Consider the following 18915-nt stretch of genomic DNA (forward strand, 5'->3'; position numbering starts at 1 on the left):
CAAGCTCGCTCCCACAGGGGACTTGGAAACCATTCAAGAGGACAAGGACATGCAAACTAAACTGCTGATCAACGGCCATCTGGTCAACGGCGAAGGCCCTGGCCAGGCGGTATTCAACCCGGCCCTGGGTCGGGTCCTGGTGGAAATCAATGAAGCCAGCGAGGCCCAGGTCGATGCCGCCGTGCGTGCCGCCGACAGCGCCTTCGAATCCTGGTCGCAAGTGTCACCCAAGGACCGCTCCGTGTTGCTGCTCAAGCTGGCCGACGCCATCGAAGCCAACGGTGAGGAACTGGCGAAGCTGGAATCGGACAACTGCGGCAAACCCTTCAGCGCCGCGTTGAACGACGAGATCCCGGCGATTGCCGACGTGTTCCGTTTCTTTGCCGGCGCCAGCCGCTGCATGAGCGGTTCGGCGGGCGGCGAATACCTGCCGGGCCACACGTCGATGATCCGTCGTGATCCTGTGGGGGTTATCGCTTCCATTGCACCGTGGAATTACCCGTTGATGATGGTCGCCTGGAAAATCGCTCCAGCCCTGGCCGCCGGCAACACCGTGGTGCTCAAGCCGTCGGAGCAGACCCCGCTGACCGCATTGCGCCTGGCGGAACTGGCCGCGCAGATTTTCCCCGCCGGCGTGCTCAACGTGGTCTTCGGCCGTGGGCAAACCGTCGGCAATCCGCTGGTCACCCACCCGAAAGTGCGGATGGTATCGCTGACCGGTTCCATCGCCACCGGTTCGAACATCATTTCCAGCACTGCCGACAGCGTCAAGCGCATGCACATGGAGCTGGGTGGGAAAGCCCCGGTGATCATTTTCGATGACGCCGACATCGACGCAGCCGTGGAAGGCATCCGCACCTTCGGCTTCTACAACGCCGGCCAGGATTGCACCGCCGCTTGTCGCATCTACGCCCAGCAAGGCATCTATGACCGGTTCGTCGAGAAACTCGGCGCTGCGGTCAGCAGCATCAAGTACGGTTTGCAGAACGAGCCCGACACCGAAATGGGCCCGCTGATCACCGCCCAGCATCGCGACCGCGTGGCCGCTTTCGTCGAGCGGGCCATCGCCCAGCCGCATATCCGCCTGATCACCGGTGGCAAGGCCGTGGACGGCAACGGTTTCTTCTTTGAACCCACGGTGCTGGCCGACGCCCAGCAGGACGACGAAATCGTCCGCCGCGAAGTCTTCGGCCCGGTGGTGTCCGTCACCCCGTTCCTCGATGAAGCGCAAGTATTGGCGTGGGCCAACGACTCGGACTATGGATTGGCCTCATCGGTATGGACCACCGACGTCGGCCGTGCCCATCGCCTGTCAGCGCGACTGCAATACGGCTGCACCTGGGTGAACACTCACTTCATGCTCGTCAGCGAAATGCCCCACGGCGGTCAGAAACGCTCCGGCTACGGCAAGGACATGTCCATGTATGGGCTGGAGGATTACACGGTGGTGCGGCATGTGATGTTCAAGCACTGAGCCGAAATACAATTGATTCACGACCGGACGACAGTGTCCGGTCGTGTTTTTTAACGGTCATGGCAACACACTCATTTCATTTGTATCTGGCAGGCAATCGCGCCATCAACTCGCCTGTACGCCGCTTCATCTTCGCCCTGCCATGGGTGACCTCGAAGCAATCCTGGGCCCAATCCCTTGCCACAGGGTGTCTCACGGCACGTAACACCACTTCGCCAAGCGCATTGATGCTGAATTCGACAGTACACCCCGGAACCAATTGCAGGGCCTCGCGAATAGCCTTGGGAATGGTCACCCGTCCGTTGCTTGCTACCGTTGACGACATAACGCTCTCCTTTGAAATAGCGTGTTCAAAACTGCGAGACACGCCGCATCGCGTCTACGAGGTAGCGCATGGCGATCCGGTCGTTTTCCGACAACTCTCGATAGCGCTCGACCAACCTCAATTCCTCCAGGCTAAGCCGGCGCGACCGACGCTTGATGCCCAGGCCGGGAAAAACGCCCAGCATTTCGGTGATGCCCTGTAATTTCGTCATGACTTGTCCTTCGTTGCGTCGTTGGCCTGATAGCGCCTGGTGAACGGTTATGCCGGCTATCTCGCTAAAGAATAAGGAGGATTCCAAGCGTGAAAAGCGTTTTTTAGAGTAATTAGTCAAAAAACGCCGAAACGCCGTAAAAAAAAGAAAACTCTGTAAGAAAGTTTGACCGAACCCCGCATTGCCATCTCTCGATCCCATCATTTGCCCTATGATTTTGCGCCTCGGTGAACCGATCCAGCTCTCAGGTATCTGTTCTAACGTCCGTCGCGTTTGGCCAAAGGCATGTCCGAACCCTAATACCAATCCCTGTTCCCAGGATCGGCGCGGGATTGTTTCGATAGAAGGTTGTATTTATGCACCGCAGGAACCTGCTCAAGGCCTCCATGGCCTTTGCCGCCTACACCGGGCTCTCAGCTTCCGGGCTCATGGCTGCACGCGCCTGGGCGGCCGATCAGGCAGCCGATGGCGAAGCCCGGCCGTTCGATTTCGATGCGCTGAAAGACCAGGCCCGGCAGTTGGCCAGGAGCCCCTACACCGACACCAAGCAAGTCCTGCCGCCCACCCTGGCGCAGATGTCGCCCCTGCAATTCAACGCCATCAAGTACGACGCCAACCATTCGCTGTGGAACGCGGTGGACGGCCAGCTGGATGTCCAGTTCTTCCACGTCGGCATGGGTTTCAAGCAGCCAGTGCGCATGTACAGCGTCGATGCGAAGACGCGCATGGCCCGGGAGGTGCATTTCCGTCCGGAGCTGTTCAATTATGAGAAGACCACGGTCAACACCTCGCAACTGACCGGTGACCTGGGTTTCGCCGGGTTCCGGGTGTTCAAGGCACCGGAGCTGGACCGCCACGATATCGTTTCCTTCCTCGGCGCAAGTTATTTCCGCGCCGTCGACGCCAGCGGCCAGTACGGCTTGTCAGCCCGTGGCCTGGCCATCGACACCTACGCCAAGAAGCGCGAGGAGTTTCCGGATTTCACCAAGTTCTGGTTCGAAACCCCGGAAAAGAACAGCACCCGTTTCGTGGTCTACGCGTTGCTCGACTCGCCTAGTGCCACCGGTGCCTATCGTTTTGACATCGACTGCCAACCGACGCGGGTCGTCATGGAAATCGACGCGCATATCAACGCCCGTACCGCCATCGAGCAACTGGGTATTGCGCCAATGACCAGCATGTTCAGTTGCGGCACCGTCGAACGACGCATGTGCGACACCATTCACCCGCAAATCCATGATTCCGACCGGCTGGCCATGTGGCGCGGCAATGGTGAGTGGGTCTGCCGCCCGCTGAACAATCCCGCGACCCTGCAGTTCAACGCCTTCGCCGACAAGAACCCGAAAGGCTTCGGCCTGGTGCAGACCGACCATGACTTCGACAGTTACCAGGACACCGTCGACTGGTACAGCAAACGTCCAAGCCTGTGGGTAGAACCTACGACCGCATGGGGCGAGGGCTCCGTCGATCTGCTGGAGATTCCCACCACTGGCGAAACCCTCGATAACATCGTCGCGTTCTGGACACCGAAAAAACCCGTCGCCGCCGGTGATTCGCTGAACTACGGCTACAAGCTCTACTGGAGCGCCTTGCCTCCGGTCAGCACGGACCTGGCGCACGTCGATGCGACCCGTTCCGGCATGGGCGGCTTCATCGAAGGCTGGGCACCCGGCGAGCACTACCCGACCGTCTGGGCGCGGCGTTTTGCCGTGGACTTCAGCGGCGGCGGCCTCGACCAGTTGCCACCGGGCACCGGCATCGAACCGGTGGTGACCTGCTCCCACGGCGAAGTGAAGGATTTCAATGTGCTGGTGCTGGATTCGATCAAGGGCTACCGCATCACCTTTGACTGGTACCCGACCGACGATCGCGTGGACCCGGTGGAGATGCGGCTGTTCATTCGCTCCAAGGACCGGACCTTGAGCGAAACCTGGTTGTACCAGTACTTTCCGCCGGCGCCGGATAAGCGTAAGTATCCCTGACAGTAATCGAGTGTCTGGACTGGCCCAATCGTCGGATCGCCGCCCGGAGCAAGCTCGCTCCCACAGGGGGATATGTGAACAACACAACTCCACTGTGGGAGCGAGCTTGCTTGCGATGAGGCCGGTCCAACCACCGAATAATCCAGCCCGATAAACAAAAGCCCCGGCCAATGCTGATCGGGGCTTTTTGTTTTATCAGGCCCTCAATCCCGCAAATCCGACTCATGGATCGGCTGGTCCCGATGCGTCGCCCGCTGGTACTGCGCCGGCCAGGTGGCCTTGCGTCCGCCCAGGTCATCATCGGCATGCAGCGCCCAATATGGATCACGCAACAGTTCGCGGGCGAGGAAGATGATGTCGGCCTGGCAGGTGCGCAGGATGTGCTCGGCCTGGGCCGGTTCGGTGATCATGCCCACGGTGCCGGTGGCGATTTCCGACTCCTTGCGTACCCGCTCGGCGAAGCGCGTCTGATAGCCCGGGCCGGTGGGAATTTCCGCATTCGCGGCGGTGCCGCCCGACGACACGTCAATCAAGTCCACCCCCAGCATCCTGAAGCGTCGCGCCAACTCCACGGTTTCATCCGGGTTCCAGCCGTCTTCGACCCAGTCGGTGGCGGAGACACGCACGAATACCGGGAGCTCTTCAGGCCAGGCAGCCCTGACCGCTTCGGTCACTTGCAACACCAGCCGGATGCGATTTTCGAACGACCCGCCATATTGATCGCGGCGCTGATTGCTCAACGGCGAAAGGAATTGATGCAGCAGATAGCCATGGGCCGCATGGACCTCGACGACCTTGAAGCCGGCGGTCAAGGCGCGCTTGGCCGCGTCCACGAATGCCTGGATGACGTCGGCGATCTGCCCCTCGTCCAGCTGGACCGGTTGGGTGTGCTGCGGATCGAAGGCGATAGGCGATGGGCCGACCGGCACCCAGCCACCGTCCTCCGGCTTGACGCTGCCATGCTTGCCCAGCCACGGCCGCCAGGTGCTGGCCTTGCGACCGGCGTGGGCGAGTTGAATGCCGGGCACGGCCCCTTGTGCGGTGATAAACCGTGTGATGCGCTGTAGGGGCTCGATCTGTTCGTCGTTCCACAAGCCCAGGTCCTGGGCGGTAATGCGACCATCGGCGGTGACGGCGGTGGCTTCAGTGAAGACTAGCCCGGCGCCCCCCACGGCGCGGCTGCCGAGGTGCACCAGATGCCAATCGTTGGCCAGGCCATCGGCGCTCGAATACTGGCACATCGGCGACACCGCGATGCGATTGGGCAGGGTCAGTTGACGAAGGGTATAGGGTTCCAGCAGCAGACTCATGGGGCACCTCTCGAATCAGTGGGCAGGCTCCAGGGTTCTGTTTGAAAAGTCGACGAGTGACAAAAGGCGCAACACCCGCCCCCGCGGGCAAAGAAACAGACAAGACGTCACAAGGGCTATCAAGCAGTGCTTAGAGACTAGTCGACAACCTGGGAGGAAGCAGGGTTCAGACCTGAAAAACTGACGGTGTGACGAGGGTGCTTGCTCTCGCTTGGGTTGGTCACTGTGTGGCGAGGGGATTTATCCCCGCTGGGGGCGAAGCCCCCCAAAACCTGACACCTGTGGGTATCAGGCAGATTGAGTCGCCTGCTTTGGGGCTGCTTCGCAGCCCAGCGGGGATAAATCCCCTCGCCACAAAAGCCGAGTGTCTATCGCGGTTCGATATGGGCAATCATCAACTGCACCGTTTCCTGGCCGCGGAACTCGTTGAGGTCGAGCTTGTAGGCGAGTTCGACCCAGCGCACCGTAGGATTTGGCCAGATCTCGCGGTCGATACCAAAGGCGATGCCATCGAGCTTCACCGAGCCGCACTCGCTCTTGAGGACGACCTTCAGGTGCCGCTCGCCCACCACGCGCTGCTCGACCAACTGGAACACGCCATGGAACATCGGCTCGGGGAAGTGCTGGCCCCAAGGGCCGGCGTGACGCAGCGCCCGGGCCAGTTCCAGGTGGAACTCCTCCACCGCCAGGGTGCCGTCGGACAACAGCCGGCCGGTCAGGTCTTCTTCACGCAATTGCCTGCGCACTTCCGCGTCAAATGCCTCGGCGAACATCGGAAAGTTTGCCTCGGGCAACGTCAGCCCCGCCGCCATGGCATGACCGCCGTATTTGCTGATCAGCGTTGGATGCTGCGCGGCAACGACGCTCAGCGCATCGCGAATATGAAAACCCGGTACCGAGCGGCCGGAGCCTTTGAGCAAACCGTCCCCGGCATCGGCAAAGGCAATGGTCGGACGGAAATACCGCTCTTTCATCCGCGACGCGAGGATGCCGATAACCCCTTGGTGCCACTGCGGATCGAACAGGCATAAACCGAACGGCATCGACTCCACCGGCAAATCCTTGAGCTGGGCCAGCGCTTCGCGCTGCATGCCCTGTTCGATGGACTTGCGGTCCTGGTTCATGCCATCCAGTTGCGCCGCCATTTCCCGCGCCAGCGCCGGGTCATCGGTGAGCAGGCATTCGATGCCCAGGCTCATGTCATCCAGGCGCCCCGCCGCATTCAGTCGCGGGCCGAGAATGAAACCGAGATCGGTGGACGTGATACGCGACGGGTCGCGCTTGGCCACTTCGAGGATCGCCTTGATCCCGGGACGGGCGCGGCCGGCGCGAATACGCTCCAGGCCCTGGTGCACCAGGATCCGGTTATTGGCGTCCAAAGGAACCACGTCGGCGACGCTGCCCAGCGCCACCAGGTCCAGCAGCTCGCCGATGTTCGGTTGGGGCTTGGTGGCATACCAGCCCAGGCTGCGCAAGCGTGCCCGCAGGGCCATCAGCACGTAAAAAATCACGCCGACGCCCGCCAGTGCCTTGCTGGGAAAATCACAACCCGGTTGGTTCGGGTTGACGATGGCATCAGCCGCCGGCAATTCGAGGCCGGGCAGGTGGTGGTCGGTGACCAGCACTTTGAGACCCGCGGCTTTCGCCGCCGCCACGCCTTCGACGCTGGAAATGCCATTGTCCACGGTGATCAGCAATTGCGGCTCGCGCTCCAGGGCGACTTCAACGATTTCCGGAGTCAATCCGTAGCCATATTCGAAGCGGTTGGGCACCAGGTAATCGACATGGGCCGCACCGAGCAGGCGCAGGCCCAATACCCCTACCGTGCTGGCGGTCGCACCGTCCGCATCGAAATCGCCAACGATCAGGATGCGCTGCCGGTGTTCCAGCGCCGTCACCAGCAGGTCTACTGCGGCGTCGATTCCCTTGAGCTGCTGGTAAGGGATCAGGCGTGCCAGGCTTTTATCCAATTCAACCGCAGATTGCACGCCTCGGGCGGCGTACAGGCGGGTCAACAGCGGCGGCAGGTCACCGAGGAATGGCAGGGTGTCGGGTAACTGGCGGGGTTCTATGCGCATGGGGAAAGACGAAAACTTCTCTTAAAGTGGGAATTCTTGTGGCGAAGGAGCTTGCTCCCGCTGGGCCGGGTTGGCGCTCCAGCGCGCAGCGGCCCTCCTCTTGTGGGCGCTGCGCCCCCAAGCGGGAGCAAGCTCCCTCGCCACGGTGAATCTATGCAATATGGCCCATCATCCACGCTCGCCCAGTAACCACTGCAGCTGCACTTCGTGCTGGCCACGGTCGTCGGTCACGAAAATCGTCCCTTCGCTGATCATCACGTCCCACTTGATGACCCGGGGCATGTCCCGGGCCAGGGTTTCGAGGACTTCCTGGGGCACGGCGGCGATGTTCACGTTCTTCAGCGTCTTCACGGCGGGAATCACCTTGCCTTCCCAGACACGCAGGCTGCCATAGGCCAGCAGGCTGGTGCGCTCGGTGCGGCGCGAGCACCAGGTCAGGCGCTCGGCGTCCGGCTGGCCGACTTCGATCCAATGCAGCACTCGGTCGTCCAGGCTTTTTTCCCACAACGCGGGTTCATCGACGTCTGACAGACCACGACCGAACGACAGCAGCTCGTTGTACCAGAACGCGTAGGCCAGCAGGCGCACGGTCATGCGCTCCTCGGTTTCCGAAGGATGACGGGCGATGGTTTGCTTCACGCTCTCATACACACTGCGGTCGAGGTCGGTGAGGTTCAGTTCAAACTTGTAGGTCGTGGACGGCTGGGCCATGAACGGGCTTCTTGATACGAGGAAAGGCGGCAAGTCTAACCGATGACACGGACAATCCACGAATTGCCGACCATCAACCTGCGGCGACTGACCTTGGCCTATGATAAAACGCTGTTCTCGTTCCGCCTTTGTCCTACAAGGATTCGTTATGTCGCTTACTGCCAAACCCCTTGCCGGCGTCAAGGTCATCGAACTCGGCACCCTGATCGCCGGCCCTTTCGCCTCGCGCATCTGCGGTGAATTCGGCGCCGAGGTGATCAAGGTCGAGTCGCCCGACGGCGGCGATCCGCTGCGTAAATGGCGCAAGCTGTATGAAGGCACGTCCTTGTGGTGGTTTGTCCAGGCGCGCAACAAAAAGTCCCTGACACTGAACCTCAAGCATCCTGAAGGCTTGGCGATCCTGAAACAGTTGATCGGCGAAGCGGACATCCTGATCGAGAATTTTCGTCCCGGCGTGCTGGAAAAGCTCGGCCTGGGATGGGACGTGTTGCACGCACTGAACCCGAAACTGGTCATGGTGCGACTTTCCGGGTTCGGTCAGACCGGGCCGATGAAGGATCAGCCCGGATTTGGCGCCGTCGGAGAATCCATGGGCGGCCTGCGCTACATCACCGGTTTCGAGGACCGCCCGCCGGTGCGTACGGGAATTTCCATCGGCGACTCCATTGCCGCGCTCTGGGGCGTGATCGGCGCGCTGATGGCCTTGCGTCATCGCGAGGTGAACGGCGGCACCGGACAAGTAGTGGACGTGGCGCTGTATGAAGCGATATTCGCCATGATGGAAAGCATGGTGCCGGAATTCGATGTGTTCGGTTTCATTCGCGAACGCACCGGCAACATCATGCCCGGCATCACCCCATCGTCCATCCATACCAGCGCCGACGGCAAGCATGTACAGATCGGCGCCAACGGTGATGCGATCTTCAAGCGCTTCATGCAAATCATCGGCCGTGACGACCTGGCCAACGACCCGCAACTGGCCAGCAATGATGGACGCGACAGTCGCCGCGACGAGCTCTACGGCGTGATCGATCGTTGGGTCAACTCACTGCCGCTGGAGGCTGTCATCGAACAGCTGAACCAGGCCGGAGTGCCGGCCAGTCGGATTTTCAGTGCCGAAGACATGTTCAGCGACCCGCAATTTCTCGCCCGGGAAATGTTCCTGCAGGCCAAGCTGCCGGACGGCAAGGCGTTCAAGATGCCCGGGATCATCCCGAAGCTCTCGGAAACACCTGGCACGTCCGAATGGGTCGGACCGGCGTTGGGCGAGCACAACGCGCAGGTACTCGGTGAGCTTGGCTACGATGCGCAGCGGATCGCCAGACTGCGGTCCGATGGTGCTGTTTGATGCGACCGTGGATCTGCTGTGAACAAAAATCTCGAATTCGCCATAGATCCATTGTGGGAGCGAGCTTGCTCGCGATTGCGGTGTGTCCGTTGACGTCGGAATTGGCTGACGCGACGCCATCGCGAGCAAGCTCGCTCCCACCCAGATTCAGCGCGGTCGAGTGGCCGCGCCAAGGCCTGAACGCCAGGCAAAAAGAAACCCCGAGAAGTGGGGAGACAACTCGGGGTTAAACGTGACCATTCAGGTCAGTACAACAAGCGACAAGCACCGGAGCACAATGCTTGCTCTTGTTGGTAAAAGGTCTGACTCACCAGGGTGTAGGAAGGTTCCCTAGGAAATGTCGCTCAATTCGGGACGGTCATGACCTTGTCGCGCGCCAGATTGCGCAATGCCGCAATCACGCAAGGCTCCAAGCGGCCTTCGGCAATCATCACGTCACGATGCAGGCCATCGACCACGTCAGTCAGTTGGCGCTTGTCGGCCAATTGGGCCTGATTGAACGCTCGCTCGACCATGATGGCGCCCGAGCGGTTCTTCAGCGTCACCAGGCACTCGCCCTTTGTACCGGAGGGAGTGAGCGTGACCTGGCACGGGCTCAAGGCTTCATTCAGCAACAGGCTGATACTTTCCATTCGATCACCCTTCATTAGTCCGAAAAAACAACTGCACAGTAAGTGACCGTTGGGCCTGGCGGAAAGTTCGCCAGCGCAACGAAGCGCCACCTCCGAGACCTGTTCAAACGAGCATGCGCGTCCAATGTGACAGGCAGACAACAGCCATTGCCCGTCGCCGTGCTCACGCCAGGAACCGGTTCGAGCGCCGCCATCGCCGCCCGACATCGATCCACCCACCCAGGAGCCCTCGCAATTGCCCATCGGCACCATAAAATGGCACCGACCAGTGGTAGATGTCCCGTAATCCGCAGTTGAACATCAGTTGACGGTCAGCAAATCGCGGCTTGCGGCTTTGCAATTGCTCCATCAGTTCACCATGCAGCAGCTCGGCAGTCGCCAATGGAAAGGCCGAAGAGTCTGTCAAACGGGTCCCTCGCAGTTTTTCGAAGCGGGTCGAAAACTGTTCCTCGTAACTTCTGTTGCACATGACCAGCCGTCCCTCGAGGTCACGAATGAAGATCGGATCGGGAATGGCATCCATCAGGGCTCGCTGGAAGGTCAACTGGTCGTTGAGTACCGCCTCGGCCTTGAGACGCTGATTGATCTGCGCCTGCAGGCGACGGCTCCACAGCAGGGACAACAGGCCGAACACGCCCGCCCCGACCACACACCAATAGCCCCACTGGGAGACACGTGCCCAGAGCGACGGTGCCTGGCGCGGGGCAATACTTGCCAACCATTTTGAGCGCAGCGCACGCATTTCTTCGACCGGGAATGCTTCCAGCGCCTTGTTCAAAATGCCCAGCAAAGGTCGCAGGTCCTGGCGCACAGCCAGATAATCGGGCTCCCATCGACCTTCGAGGTTGCTGCCCACCTGTAGCTGACCTGCGGGATAAAGGTGCGCGCCGGTTTCATTCTCGATGGTGGCATGGGCTTCCCGGCTCTCCACCAGCGCCCTCGCCTCCCAATAGGTCTTGACCGTGCGCAGTTCGATGGCCGGATGGTCGCGCTTGATCTGCGCTTCCAACGCGTGGCGTGCAGGCAACGCCAGGACCTTGCCATTGAGCTGCTCCAGCGAACGCAGCAGTGGCGCTCCGTTGCGCCCGACGAAGACCCAGCCGGAGCCTCCGAACGCATGGCTGAAACTCAGGAACTCCCGGCGCTCGTCGTTCATCGCCAGGGTGGTGGTCATGTCGGCCTCGCCGTTTTGCAACATCACGATCAATTGATCGGGAGAGAACGACTCCCGGTGGACGAACTCAAGGCCGGTCATGTGCGCGATACGCCGCAGAATATCGTCGTTCAGCCCATTCCATCGCCCGCGTTCATCTTTGAACAGGTACAGCGGGAACTGCATCGAGGCAACGACGACACGCGGATTTTCCCTGATCCACCGCAACTCCTCGGCATCAAGCGCCAGCCGCCCGCCCGGCTCGAACGGTGGTTGGCCGGAGGCCGCCAGTTGGGCCGCCCCGCCCCACTGGGTCCAGTACATCAGGACCAGGCCCATCATCCAGCTCAACACTGGTTTGCATCGGATAAAGAACAACATCTGCACTTCCTTCGAAATTACCCGCCCATCCCTCCAAGGGCGAAAACCCGGCCAGTTTGGCATGCAGAAACAAGAAAGCCCGTCAGGAGACGGGCTTCAAAATGTGACAGGTTAGAGCCGTCAGAGAGGCTTGCCGCGATTGCCATGCTGACTGACAAAGGCCTGCACGGCTTTCAAGTCGTTCGGCAACACCGTGCAACGCTCGTTTCGCTCAAACAAATCAGAAAGATGTGCAGGCAGTTCGAGCGCTTTTCCTACGCCCGCCTTCTCCACGGCTTCCGGAAACTTGACCGGGTGAGCAGTGCCCAGGATGACCATCGGGATATCCAGGCTGCGACGGCACTCGCGCGCGGCCCTCACACCAATAGCGGTGTGTGGGTCGAGCAACTCACCGCTTTGCCCGAACACCTCGGCGATGGTCTCGCAGGTCTGGGCGTCATCCACGGCCAGGGAATCGAACAGCTTGCGGGCTTCGGTCCAACGCTCGGCCTCGACGCTGAAACCGCCGCCCTGGCGGAAGCTGTCCATCAGGCTGGCGATCGCCGCGCCGTTGCGACCATGCAGATCGAACAACAGGCGTTCGAAGTTCGACGACACCATGATGTCCATCGACGGCGACAGCGTGGCGTGCAGGGTTTCCTTCACGTACTGGTTGCCGCTCATGAAGCGGTGCAGGATGTCGTTGCGGTTGGTGGCGACGATCAGTTGATTGATCGGCAGGCCCATGTTGCGCGCCAGGTAGCCAGCGAAGATATCGCCGAAGTTACCGGTCGGCACCGAGAACGATACCGAACGGGCCGGGCCGCCCAATTGCAGGGCCGCGTGGAAGTAATAGACGATCTGGGCCATGATCCGCGCCCAGTTGATCGAGTTCACCGCCACCAGCCGCGTGCCCTTGAGGAAACTCTGGTCGGCGAAGCTCGCCTTGACCATTTCCTGGCAGTCATCGAAATTGCCTTCGATGGCGATGTTATGGATGTTTTCGCCGAAGATGGTCGTCATCTGCCGGCGCTGCACTTCCGAGACGCGGTTGTGCGGGTGCAGGATGAAGATGTCGACGTTCTCGCAATGCTTGCAGCCTTCGATGGCGGCCGAACCGGTGTCGCCGGAAGTTGCACCGACAATCACCACGCGCTCGCCACGTTTCTGCAGCACGTAGTCCAGCAGGCGACCGAGCAGTTGCAAGGCGAAATCCTTGAACGCGAGGGTCGGACCGTGGAACAACTCCAAGACCCATTCGTTACCGTTGAGCTGACGCAACGGGGCAATGGCATTGTGGGAAAAGACGCCATAGGTCTCTTCGAGGATCTTCTTGAAATCGGCGTCCGGAATGCTGCCGGCAACAAACGGGCGCATCACGCGGAAGGCCAGCTCGTGATACGGCAGGCCGGCCCAGGAGGCGATTTCTTCCTGGGTGAAACGCGGCAGGTTCTCCGGCACATAGAGACCGCCATCCGTGGCCAGGCCGGCCAGCAGGACATCTTCGAAATTCAGGGCCGGTGCCTGGCCGCGGGTGCTGATATAGCGCATAGGGGCAAACCTTCGGTTTGAGCTGCGAGCCTCAAGCTACAAGCTACAAGTGAAAAGCGGGTCGGCTTTTACTTGTAGCGTGCAGCTTAGAGCTTGCCGCTAAATTAGTTCAAATGTTCGACGCGGATACGGACCACTGGGCCAACGACGCCTTGCAGGGCCTCCAACGCGGCAATGGCGTCGTTGATGCGCTGCTCGACCACACGGTGGGTCAGCAGGATCATCGGCACCAGGCCGTCGTGCTCCTCGACTTCCTTCTGCATGATCGATTCGATGTTGATGCCACGCTCCGAAAGGATGCTCGCCACCTGGGCTAATACGCCCGGGTGATCCTTGGCCTGGATGCGCAAGTAGTAGGCGCTTTCGCAGGCGTCGATCGGAAGAATCGGATGGGCCGACAGCGAATCCGGCTGGAAGGCCAGGTGCGGCACGCGGTTTTCCGGGTCCGAGGTCATGGCGCGAACCACATCCACCAGGTCGGCGATCACCGAGGACGCTGTTGGCTCCATGCCGGCGCCGGCGCCATAGAACAGCGTCGAGCCGGAGGCATCGCCGTTGACCATCACCGCGTTCATCACGCCGTTGACGTTGGCGATCAGGCGATCCGCCGGGATCAGCGTCGGGTGCACCCGCAATTCGATGCCGCTGGCAGTGCTGCGCGCCACGCCCAGGTGCTTGATGCGGTAGCCGAGGGCTTCGGCATAGTTCACGTCGGCGGTGGTCAGCTTGGTGATGCCTTCGGTGTAGGCCTTGTCGAATTGCAGCGGGATGCCAAAGGCGATGGAAGCCAGGATCGTCAGCTTGTGCGCTGCGTCGATGCCTTCCACGTCGAAGGTCGGATCGGCCTCGGCGTAACCCAGGGCCTGGGCTTCGGTGAGTACATCCTCGAAGGTGCGGCCTTTTTCGCGCATCTCGGTGAGGATGAAGTTGCCGGTGCCGTTGATGATCCCCGCAACCCAGTTGATGCGGTTGGCCGAGAGGCCTTCGCGAATCGCCTTGATCACCGGGATACCCCCGGCCACGGCGGCTTCGAACGCCACGATCACGCCTTTCTCGCGTGCCTTGGCGAAAATCTCATTACCGTGAACGGCGATGAGCGCCTTGTTCGCGGTGACCACATGCTTGCCATTCTCGATGGCCTTGAGTACCAGCTCTCGGGCAACGGTATAGCCGCCCATCAGCTCTATCACGATGTCGATCTCAGGGTTCGTGGCCACTTCGAAGACATCGTTGGTAATCGCAATACCGGTCGTCTGGAACTGAGGCTTTGGCGTGCGCATGGCAATTTGTGCCACTTCGATTCCACGCCCGGCACGACGAGCAATTTCCTCGGCGTTGCGCTGAAGTACGTTGAAGGTGCCGCCACCGACGGTACCTAACCCACAGATGCCTACTTTGACCGGATTCACTCTTGACTCCCCATGAAACGGCCGACGCAAGGTCGGCCGTGAAATACAGCCGCGCAGCAACGCGACTTTGTGTTTAACGGCCCGACGAAGGTTTTCGCCGAGCCGTGATCTTCAAAAGCGGATCGACCCTGGTCATTTTGCGCTCAGGGCCAGTTTGGCGACTTGCGGCGCCGGCTGATAGCCCGGAATCACTTGGCCGTCCGCCAAAACGATAGCCGGCGTGCCGTTCACGCCGATGGACTGGCCGAGGGCGAACTGCTTGGAAACCGGGTTCTCGCACTTGGCGGCCTTGATTTCCTTGCCGTCGACCATCTTGTCCATGGCCGCCTTCTTGTCCTTGGAGCACCAGACCGCCTGCAGCTGCTCGTCACCCGGCGAACCCAGGCCCTGGCGCGGGAACGCCACGTAGCGCACTTCGATACCGCGCTTGTTCAGCTCCGGCACTTCAGCGTGCAGCTTGTGGCAATACGGGCAAGTGGTGTCGGTGAATACGGTGATGTGCGACTTGGTCTCGCCGATCGCCGGGTAGACCACGGTCTCGGCAACCGGGATGCCGTTGATCAGCTTGGAGATGCCCTGGCGCTCGGTGATCTCGGTGAGATTGACCGGCTTGCCGTCCTTGAGTGCGAACAAGTTGCCCTGGACGATGTACTGGCCGTCGGCACTGGCGTACAGCACACGGCTGCCCTTGAGCTTGACTTCATACAGGCCGGACATCGGGCTGGCGGTAATGGCTTCGATAGGCACTTCGAGCTCAAGGTTGGCCAGGCTCTTACGGATGGCCTGGTCGGCCGCGTCATCGGCGATGGCAAAGGTACTGGCCAGCGCAATGGCGGCGGCGGTGAACATCTGGATCAAACGCATGGGGACTCCTGAGGCGAACAAATGGGACGAGGAAACGCCGACCCGCAGATTCGGGTTCCAGCCGCCCACTGTGCAAACCGGGAAAGCCTACCACATAAGGGTGGCGTGGCCGAATGCCGCTGACACACGACGTTTTGTAGTCACATACAGAATTGATGGCGGCTGACACACAGCTATCGCGAGCAAGCTCGCTCCCACACTTTGATCGGTGCCAGGCCGGGATCGCGCGCCCAACACGGATCCCTGTGGGAGCGAGCTTGCTCGCGATGGCGTCAGCATTGACAACATCGCGGCAGGCTCAGCCCCGGGGATGGTGCTTGGCATGCAAGTCCTGCAACCGCGCCCGGGCCACATGGGTGTAGATCTGGGTTGTGGATAGATCGCTGTGCCCCAGCAGCATCTGCACCACTCGCAAGTCGGCGCCGTGATTGAGCAGGTGCGTGGCGAAGGCATGCCGCAAGGTGTGCGGGGAAAGCGATTTATTGATCCCGGCTACCTTGGCCTGGTGCTTGATGCGGTGCCAGAAGGTCTGGCGGGTCATCTGCTCGCCGCGCAAGCTGGGAAACAGCACGTCGCTGGGACGCCCGCCCAGCAGATCATGACGGGCATCGCGCATGTAACGCTCAACCCAGACGATCGCCTCCTCGCCCATCGGCACCAGGCGTTCCTTGCTGCCCTTGCCCATCACCCGCAGCACGCCCTGGCGCAGGTTCACCTGTTCGAGCGTCAGGCTGATCAACTCAGTGACGCGCAGGCCACAGGCATACAGGACTTCCAGCATGGCCCGATCACGCTGGCCGATGGGGTCGCTGAGGTCGGGGGCCGCCAGCAATGCTTCCACATCTGCCTCCGACAAGGATTTGGGCAGCGGACGCCCCAGCTGCGGCATTTCCACGCGCAAGGTCGGGTCCACCGCGATCAACTTTTCTCTCAGCAAATAGCGATAAAACCCACGCAAACCGGAAAGAAATCGGGCAGTGGAGCGCGGTTTGTAGTTCTGCTCCAAGCGCCACGCCAGATGATCGAGGATCAGTTCCCGCCCGGCGTTTACCAACTCCAGGTTCTTTTCCTGCAACCAGCCGTTGAACAGGGCCAGGTCGCTGCGATAGGCGCCGCGGGTGTTATCGGAAAGCCCTTTTTCCAGCCACAGGGCGTCGAGAAACTGGTCTATGAGCGGATGATCGATGGCGGGCATAAAAACTCTTGAAGGATACGGGCACACACGGTGTCGAAAGGGCCATAAAGCTATGCAGAGTGCTCAAAGCACAAATCGCAGGCAACAAAAAAGCAGCCCGCAGGCTGCTTTTTTTGCATCGGAAGCTGGACTTAAGCCAGTTTTTCCTTGATGCGAGCTGCTTTACCCGACAGGTCACGCAGGTAGTACAGCTTGGCTTTACGTACGTCACCGCGACGCTTGACAGCCATGCTGTCGATTTGCGGGCTGTAGGTCTGGAAAGTACGCTCTACGCCAACACCGTTGGAGATTTTACGAACGGTGAATGCACTGTTTACGCCGCGGTTACGCTTGGCGATAACAACACCTTCGAACGCTTGCAGACGCGCACGGTCGCCTTCCTTCACTTTCACCTGAACGACAATGGTGTCGCCCGGGGCAAAGGTAGGGATCTCTTTGGTCATCTGCTCTGCTTCGAGTGCAAGGATGATTTTGTTAGTCATGCTGTGCTCCTAAGGCAAGTCATCGGACTTACCATCGATACGTTGTTAACTATCGTCCCGCTCGCGGATGTATTCCTCGAGCAGCTTCTTCTCTTCTCCAGAAAGCGAGCGGCTTTCCAGAAGATCGGCGCGTCGTTCATAGGTCCGACCAAGGGACTGCTGTAAACGCCAACGCCGGATGTGCGCGTGGTTGCCACTCAGCAACACGTCGGGAACACGCTGATCCGCATACACCTCCGGTCGGGTGTAGTGCGGGCAATCCAGCAGACCATCCGTAAAGGAATCTTCCTCGGCGGAATCCGCATGCCCTAAAGCTCCAGGCAGCAGTCGTGTAACCGCATCGATCAGGACCATCGCCGGCAGCTCGCCGCCAGACAATACATAGTCGCCAATCGACCACTCTTCATCGACATGAGCTTCAATGAAACGCTCGTCAATGCCTTCATAACGGCCGGCAATCAGGATCAATGCATCCGAATTCGCCAGCTCGCGTACCGCCGACTGAGTCAGCTGACGGCCTTGGGGCGACAGGTAAATTACCTTCGCCGCCTCCCCGGCTGCTGCCTTGGCCTGAACCAGTGCATCTTCCAGGGGCTTGATCTTCATCACCATGCCCGGACCACCGCCAAACGGGCGATCGTCCACAGTGTGATGCCGATCCGTGGTGTAGTCTCGCGGATTCCAACAGGTGAGCTGCAACAGCTCCTGTTTCACCGCGCGGCTGGTTATGCCGTATTCGCTGATGGCGGAAAACATCTCGGGAAACAGCGTGATGACTTCAACGCGCAAATTAGCCACGTTTAGAAATCCGCATCCCATTCCACCTTCATCTCGCCTGCTTCAAGGTCGACTGCCAACACGCATTGCTCGGTATAGGGCAACAGGCGTTCGCGATCATCCATGCTGCCGACGCAAGGCTTGACCACCATGACATCGTTCGAACCGGTCTCGAGCAGGTGATCGATCTTCCCGAGCAATTGCCCGAGGTGGTCGATGACCTTCAGACCCACCAGCTGGTACCAGTAGTACTCGCCGTCGGTCAGTTCAGGGAACAGGTTGCGCGGCACACAGATCTCATAACCGGCCAGAAGACGTGCTTCTTCACGATCATCGAGATCCTTGAGCTTTGCGACCAGGAACTTGTCGTTCCCGCGTCCGCTGACCAGCTCCACCTGTTTCACGCTACCTTCGCGCTTGAGCGTCCAGGTTTTGTAGTCCAACAGGTTCTTGATCGGATCAGTAAAGGAATACACCTTCACTTCGCCGCGAACGCCATGTACAGAGTAGATCTTGCCGACAACGATCAAATCACCGGCATCTTTTGGCGTCGCGTTCATATTGCTCAGGCCGCGGCCTTAGCCGATTCCTTCAACAACTGAGCAACGCGCTCAGAAGGTTGTGCACCAACGCTCAGCCAGTAGGCTACGCGCTCTTGGTTCACGGACAAACGAACTTCCTGACCACGGGCAACAGGGTTGAAGAAACCAACCTGCTCCTTGTGGGAACCGTCACGCGGATTGCGGCTGTCGGTTACGGTCAGGTGGTAAAACGGGCGCTTTTTGGAGCCGCCAAGGGCAAGACGGATTGTTAGCATGTGAACATCGTTCCTGTAGTCGGTGCTGCAAATCTAAATGCACAGCGGGCATAGGTGCCCGAAAGGCCGCATATTCTAAGGAATATCCGGACTTTTGCAAATGACTTTTTCCGGCGCCTGGTGCCGCGCAATCAAGATCTGCCATGAAGCCGTCATTAAAAACGGCAGGTCAGCTCCCGCCTGGCGCGGGTTTGCTGGAGATCCCCGCATCCGTGCGGGGCAACGCCGACATGACA

At 60.2% G+C, this 18915-nt stretch carries 18 protein-coding genes; 3 read left to right on the plus strand and 15 right to left on the minus strand.

Annotated elements, in window-relative coordinates; translation table 11 throughout:
* The first annotated feature begins 49 nt into the window (after nucleotides 1–49).
* Nucleotides 50–1474 (plus strand): gamma-aminobutyraldehyde dehydrogenase, encoded by a 1425-nt coding sequence (locus tag Q7C33_RS16470; protein WP_407683791.1) that lies wholly within the window; start codon nucleotides 50–52, stop codon nucleotides 1472–1474.
* Between the two features lie 76 nt (nucleotides 1475–1550).
* Here Q7C33_RS16470 and Q7C33_RS16475 read toward each other — a convergent pair whose 3' ends face one another.
* Nucleotides 1551–1799 carry an AbrB/MazE/SpoVT family DNA-binding domain-containing protein gene (locus tag Q7C33_RS16475; protein WP_030139545.1) on the minus strand — a complete coding sequence of 83 codons (249 nt, stop codon included), beginning with the start codon at nucleotides 1797–1799 and terminating at the stop codon, nucleotides 1551–1553.
* A gap of 25 nt (nucleotides 1800–1824) precedes the next feature.
* Nucleotides 1825–2010, minus strand: coding sequence for a hypothetical protein (locus Q7C33_RS16480; RefSeq protein WP_030139546.1), 186 nt, complete (start codon nucleotides 2008–2010; stop codon nucleotides 1825–1827).
* A 356-nt stretch (nucleotides 2011–2366) separates the two neighbouring features.
* On the opposite strand from Q7C33_RS16480, the gene Q7C33_RS16485 reads away from it, so the two are divergent.
* Nucleotides 2367–3992: a glucan biosynthesis protein D gene (locus Q7C33_RS16485; protein ID WP_198796314.1), complete on the plus strand. Its 1626-nt coding sequence runs from the start codon at nucleotides 2367–2369 to the stop codon at nucleotides 3990–3992.
* Nucleotides 3993–4195: 203 nt separating this feature from the next.
* Here the strand turns inward: Q7C33_RS16485 and Q7C33_RS16490 are convergent, their stop codons facing one another.
* The 3 genes from Q7C33_RS16490 to Q7C33_RS16500 all read right to left on the minus strand — a co-directional run bounded on the left by Q7C33_RS16490 (nucleotide 4196) and on the right by Q7C33_RS16500 (nucleotide 8091).
* Nucleotides 4196–5302: an NADH:flavin oxidoreductase/NADH oxidase gene (locus tag Q7C33_RS16490; RefSeq protein WP_334598265.1), complete on the minus strand. Its 1107-nt coding sequence runs from the start codon at nucleotides 5300–5302 to the stop codon at nucleotides 4196–4198.
* Nucleotides 5303–5670: 368 nt separating this feature from the next.
* A complete protein-coding gene (gene recJ, locus Q7C33_RS16495) occupies nucleotides 5671–7380 on the minus strand; it encodes a single-stranded-DNA-specific exonuclease RecJ (RefSeq protein WP_407683792.1) in 1710 nt (569 codons plus the stop codon).
* A 168-nt stretch (nucleotides 7381–7548) separates the two neighbouring features.
* Nucleotides 7549–8091: a YaeQ family protein gene (locus Q7C33_RS16500; RefSeq protein WP_030139550.1), complete on the minus strand. Its 543-nt coding sequence runs from the start codon at nucleotides 8089–8091 to the stop codon at nucleotides 7549–7551.
* Between the two features lie 148 nt (nucleotides 8092–8239).
* Between Q7C33_RS16500 and Q7C33_RS16505 the strand changes: the two genes are divergently transcribed.
* Nucleotides 8240–9439, plus strand: a complete 1200-nt coding sequence (locus Q7C33_RS16505; RefSeq protein ID WP_407683793.1) for a CaiB/BaiF CoA transferase family protein — start codon at nucleotides 8240–8242, stop codon at nucleotides 9437–9439.
* A 344-nt stretch (nucleotides 9440–9783) separates the two neighbouring features.
* Here Q7C33_RS16505 and Q7C33_RS16510 read toward each other — a convergent pair whose 3' ends face one another.
* The 10 genes from Q7C33_RS16510 to rpsP all read right to left on the minus strand — a co-directional run bounded on the left by Q7C33_RS16510 (nucleotide 9784) and on the right by rpsP (nucleotide 18679).
* Complete coding sequence (locus tag Q7C33_RS16510) at nucleotides 9784–10071, minus strand: DUF3509 domain-containing protein (RefSeq protein ID WP_407683794.1); 288 nt, start codon at nucleotides 10069–10071, stop codon at nucleotides 9784–9786.
* Nucleotides 10072–10234: 163 nt separating this feature from the next.
* The gene (locus Q7C33_RS16515; protein ID WP_407683795.1) at nucleotides 10235–11605 is read right to left on the minus strand and encodes a transporter substrate-binding domain-containing protein; all 1371 of its coding nucleotides are present in this window, start codon (nucleotides 11603–11605) and stop codon (nucleotides 10235–10237) included.
* Between the two features lie 120 nt (nucleotides 11606–11725).
* A complete protein-coding gene (gene thrC / locus Q7C33_RS16520; RefSeq protein ID WP_198796310.1) occupies nucleotides 11726–13135 on the minus strand; it encodes a threonine synthase in 1410 nt (469 codons plus the stop codon).
* A gap of 104 nt (nucleotides 13136–13239) precedes the next feature.
* A complete protein-coding gene (locus tag Q7C33_RS16525) occupies nucleotides 13240–14544 on the minus strand; it encodes a homoserine dehydrogenase (RefSeq protein WP_030139555.1) in 1305 nt (434 codons plus the stop codon).
* 132 nt (nucleotides 14545–14676) lie between these two features.
* Nucleotides 14677–15408, minus strand: coding sequence for a DsbC family protein (locus tag Q7C33_RS16530; protein WP_030139556.1), 732 nt, complete (start codon nucleotides 15406–15408; stop codon nucleotides 14677–14679).
* Between the two features lie 298 nt (nucleotides 15409–15706).
* Complete coding sequence (gene xerD, locus Q7C33_RS16535) at nucleotides 15707–16603, minus strand: site-specific tyrosine recombinase XerD (protein ID WP_030139557.1); 897 nt, start codon at nucleotides 16601–16603, stop codon at nucleotides 15707–15709.
* A gap of 131 nt (nucleotides 16604–16734) precedes the next feature.
* Nucleotides 16735–17085, minus strand: a complete 351-nt coding sequence (gene rplS, locus Q7C33_RS16540) for a 50S ribosomal protein L19 (RefSeq protein WP_030139558.1) — start codon at nucleotides 17083–17085, stop codon at nucleotides 16735–16737.
* Nucleotides 17086–17130: 45 nt separating this feature from the next.
* The gene (gene trmD, locus Q7C33_RS16545) at nucleotides 17131–17904 is read right to left on the minus strand and encodes a tRNA (guanosine(37)-N1)-methyltransferase TrmD (protein ID WP_187293314.1); all 774 of its coding nucleotides are present in this window, start codon (nucleotides 17902–17904) and stop codon (nucleotides 17131–17133) included.
* Complete coding sequence (gene rimM / locus Q7C33_RS16550) at nucleotides 17886–18422, minus strand: ribosome maturation factor RimM (protein ID WP_407683796.1); 537 nt, start codon at nucleotides 18420–18422, stop codon at nucleotides 17886–17888. The genes trmD and rimM overlap by 19 nt, the downstream gene beginning before the upstream one ends.
* A 5-nt stretch (nucleotides 18423–18427) precedes the next feature.
* Nucleotides 18428–18679, minus strand: a complete 252-nt coding sequence (gene rpsP / locus Q7C33_RS16555; protein ID WP_003198088.1) for a 30S ribosomal protein S16 — start codon at nucleotides 18677–18679, stop codon at nucleotides 18428–18430.
* Nucleotides 18680–18915: the final 236 nt, after the last annotated feature.

Source organism: Pseudomonas sp. BP11-1-1 (assembly GCF_052112105.1).
GTDB classification, from domain to species: Bacteria; Pseudomonadota; Gammaproteobacteria; order Pseudomonadales; family Pseudomonadaceae; genus Aquipseudomonas; species Aquipseudomonas alvandae.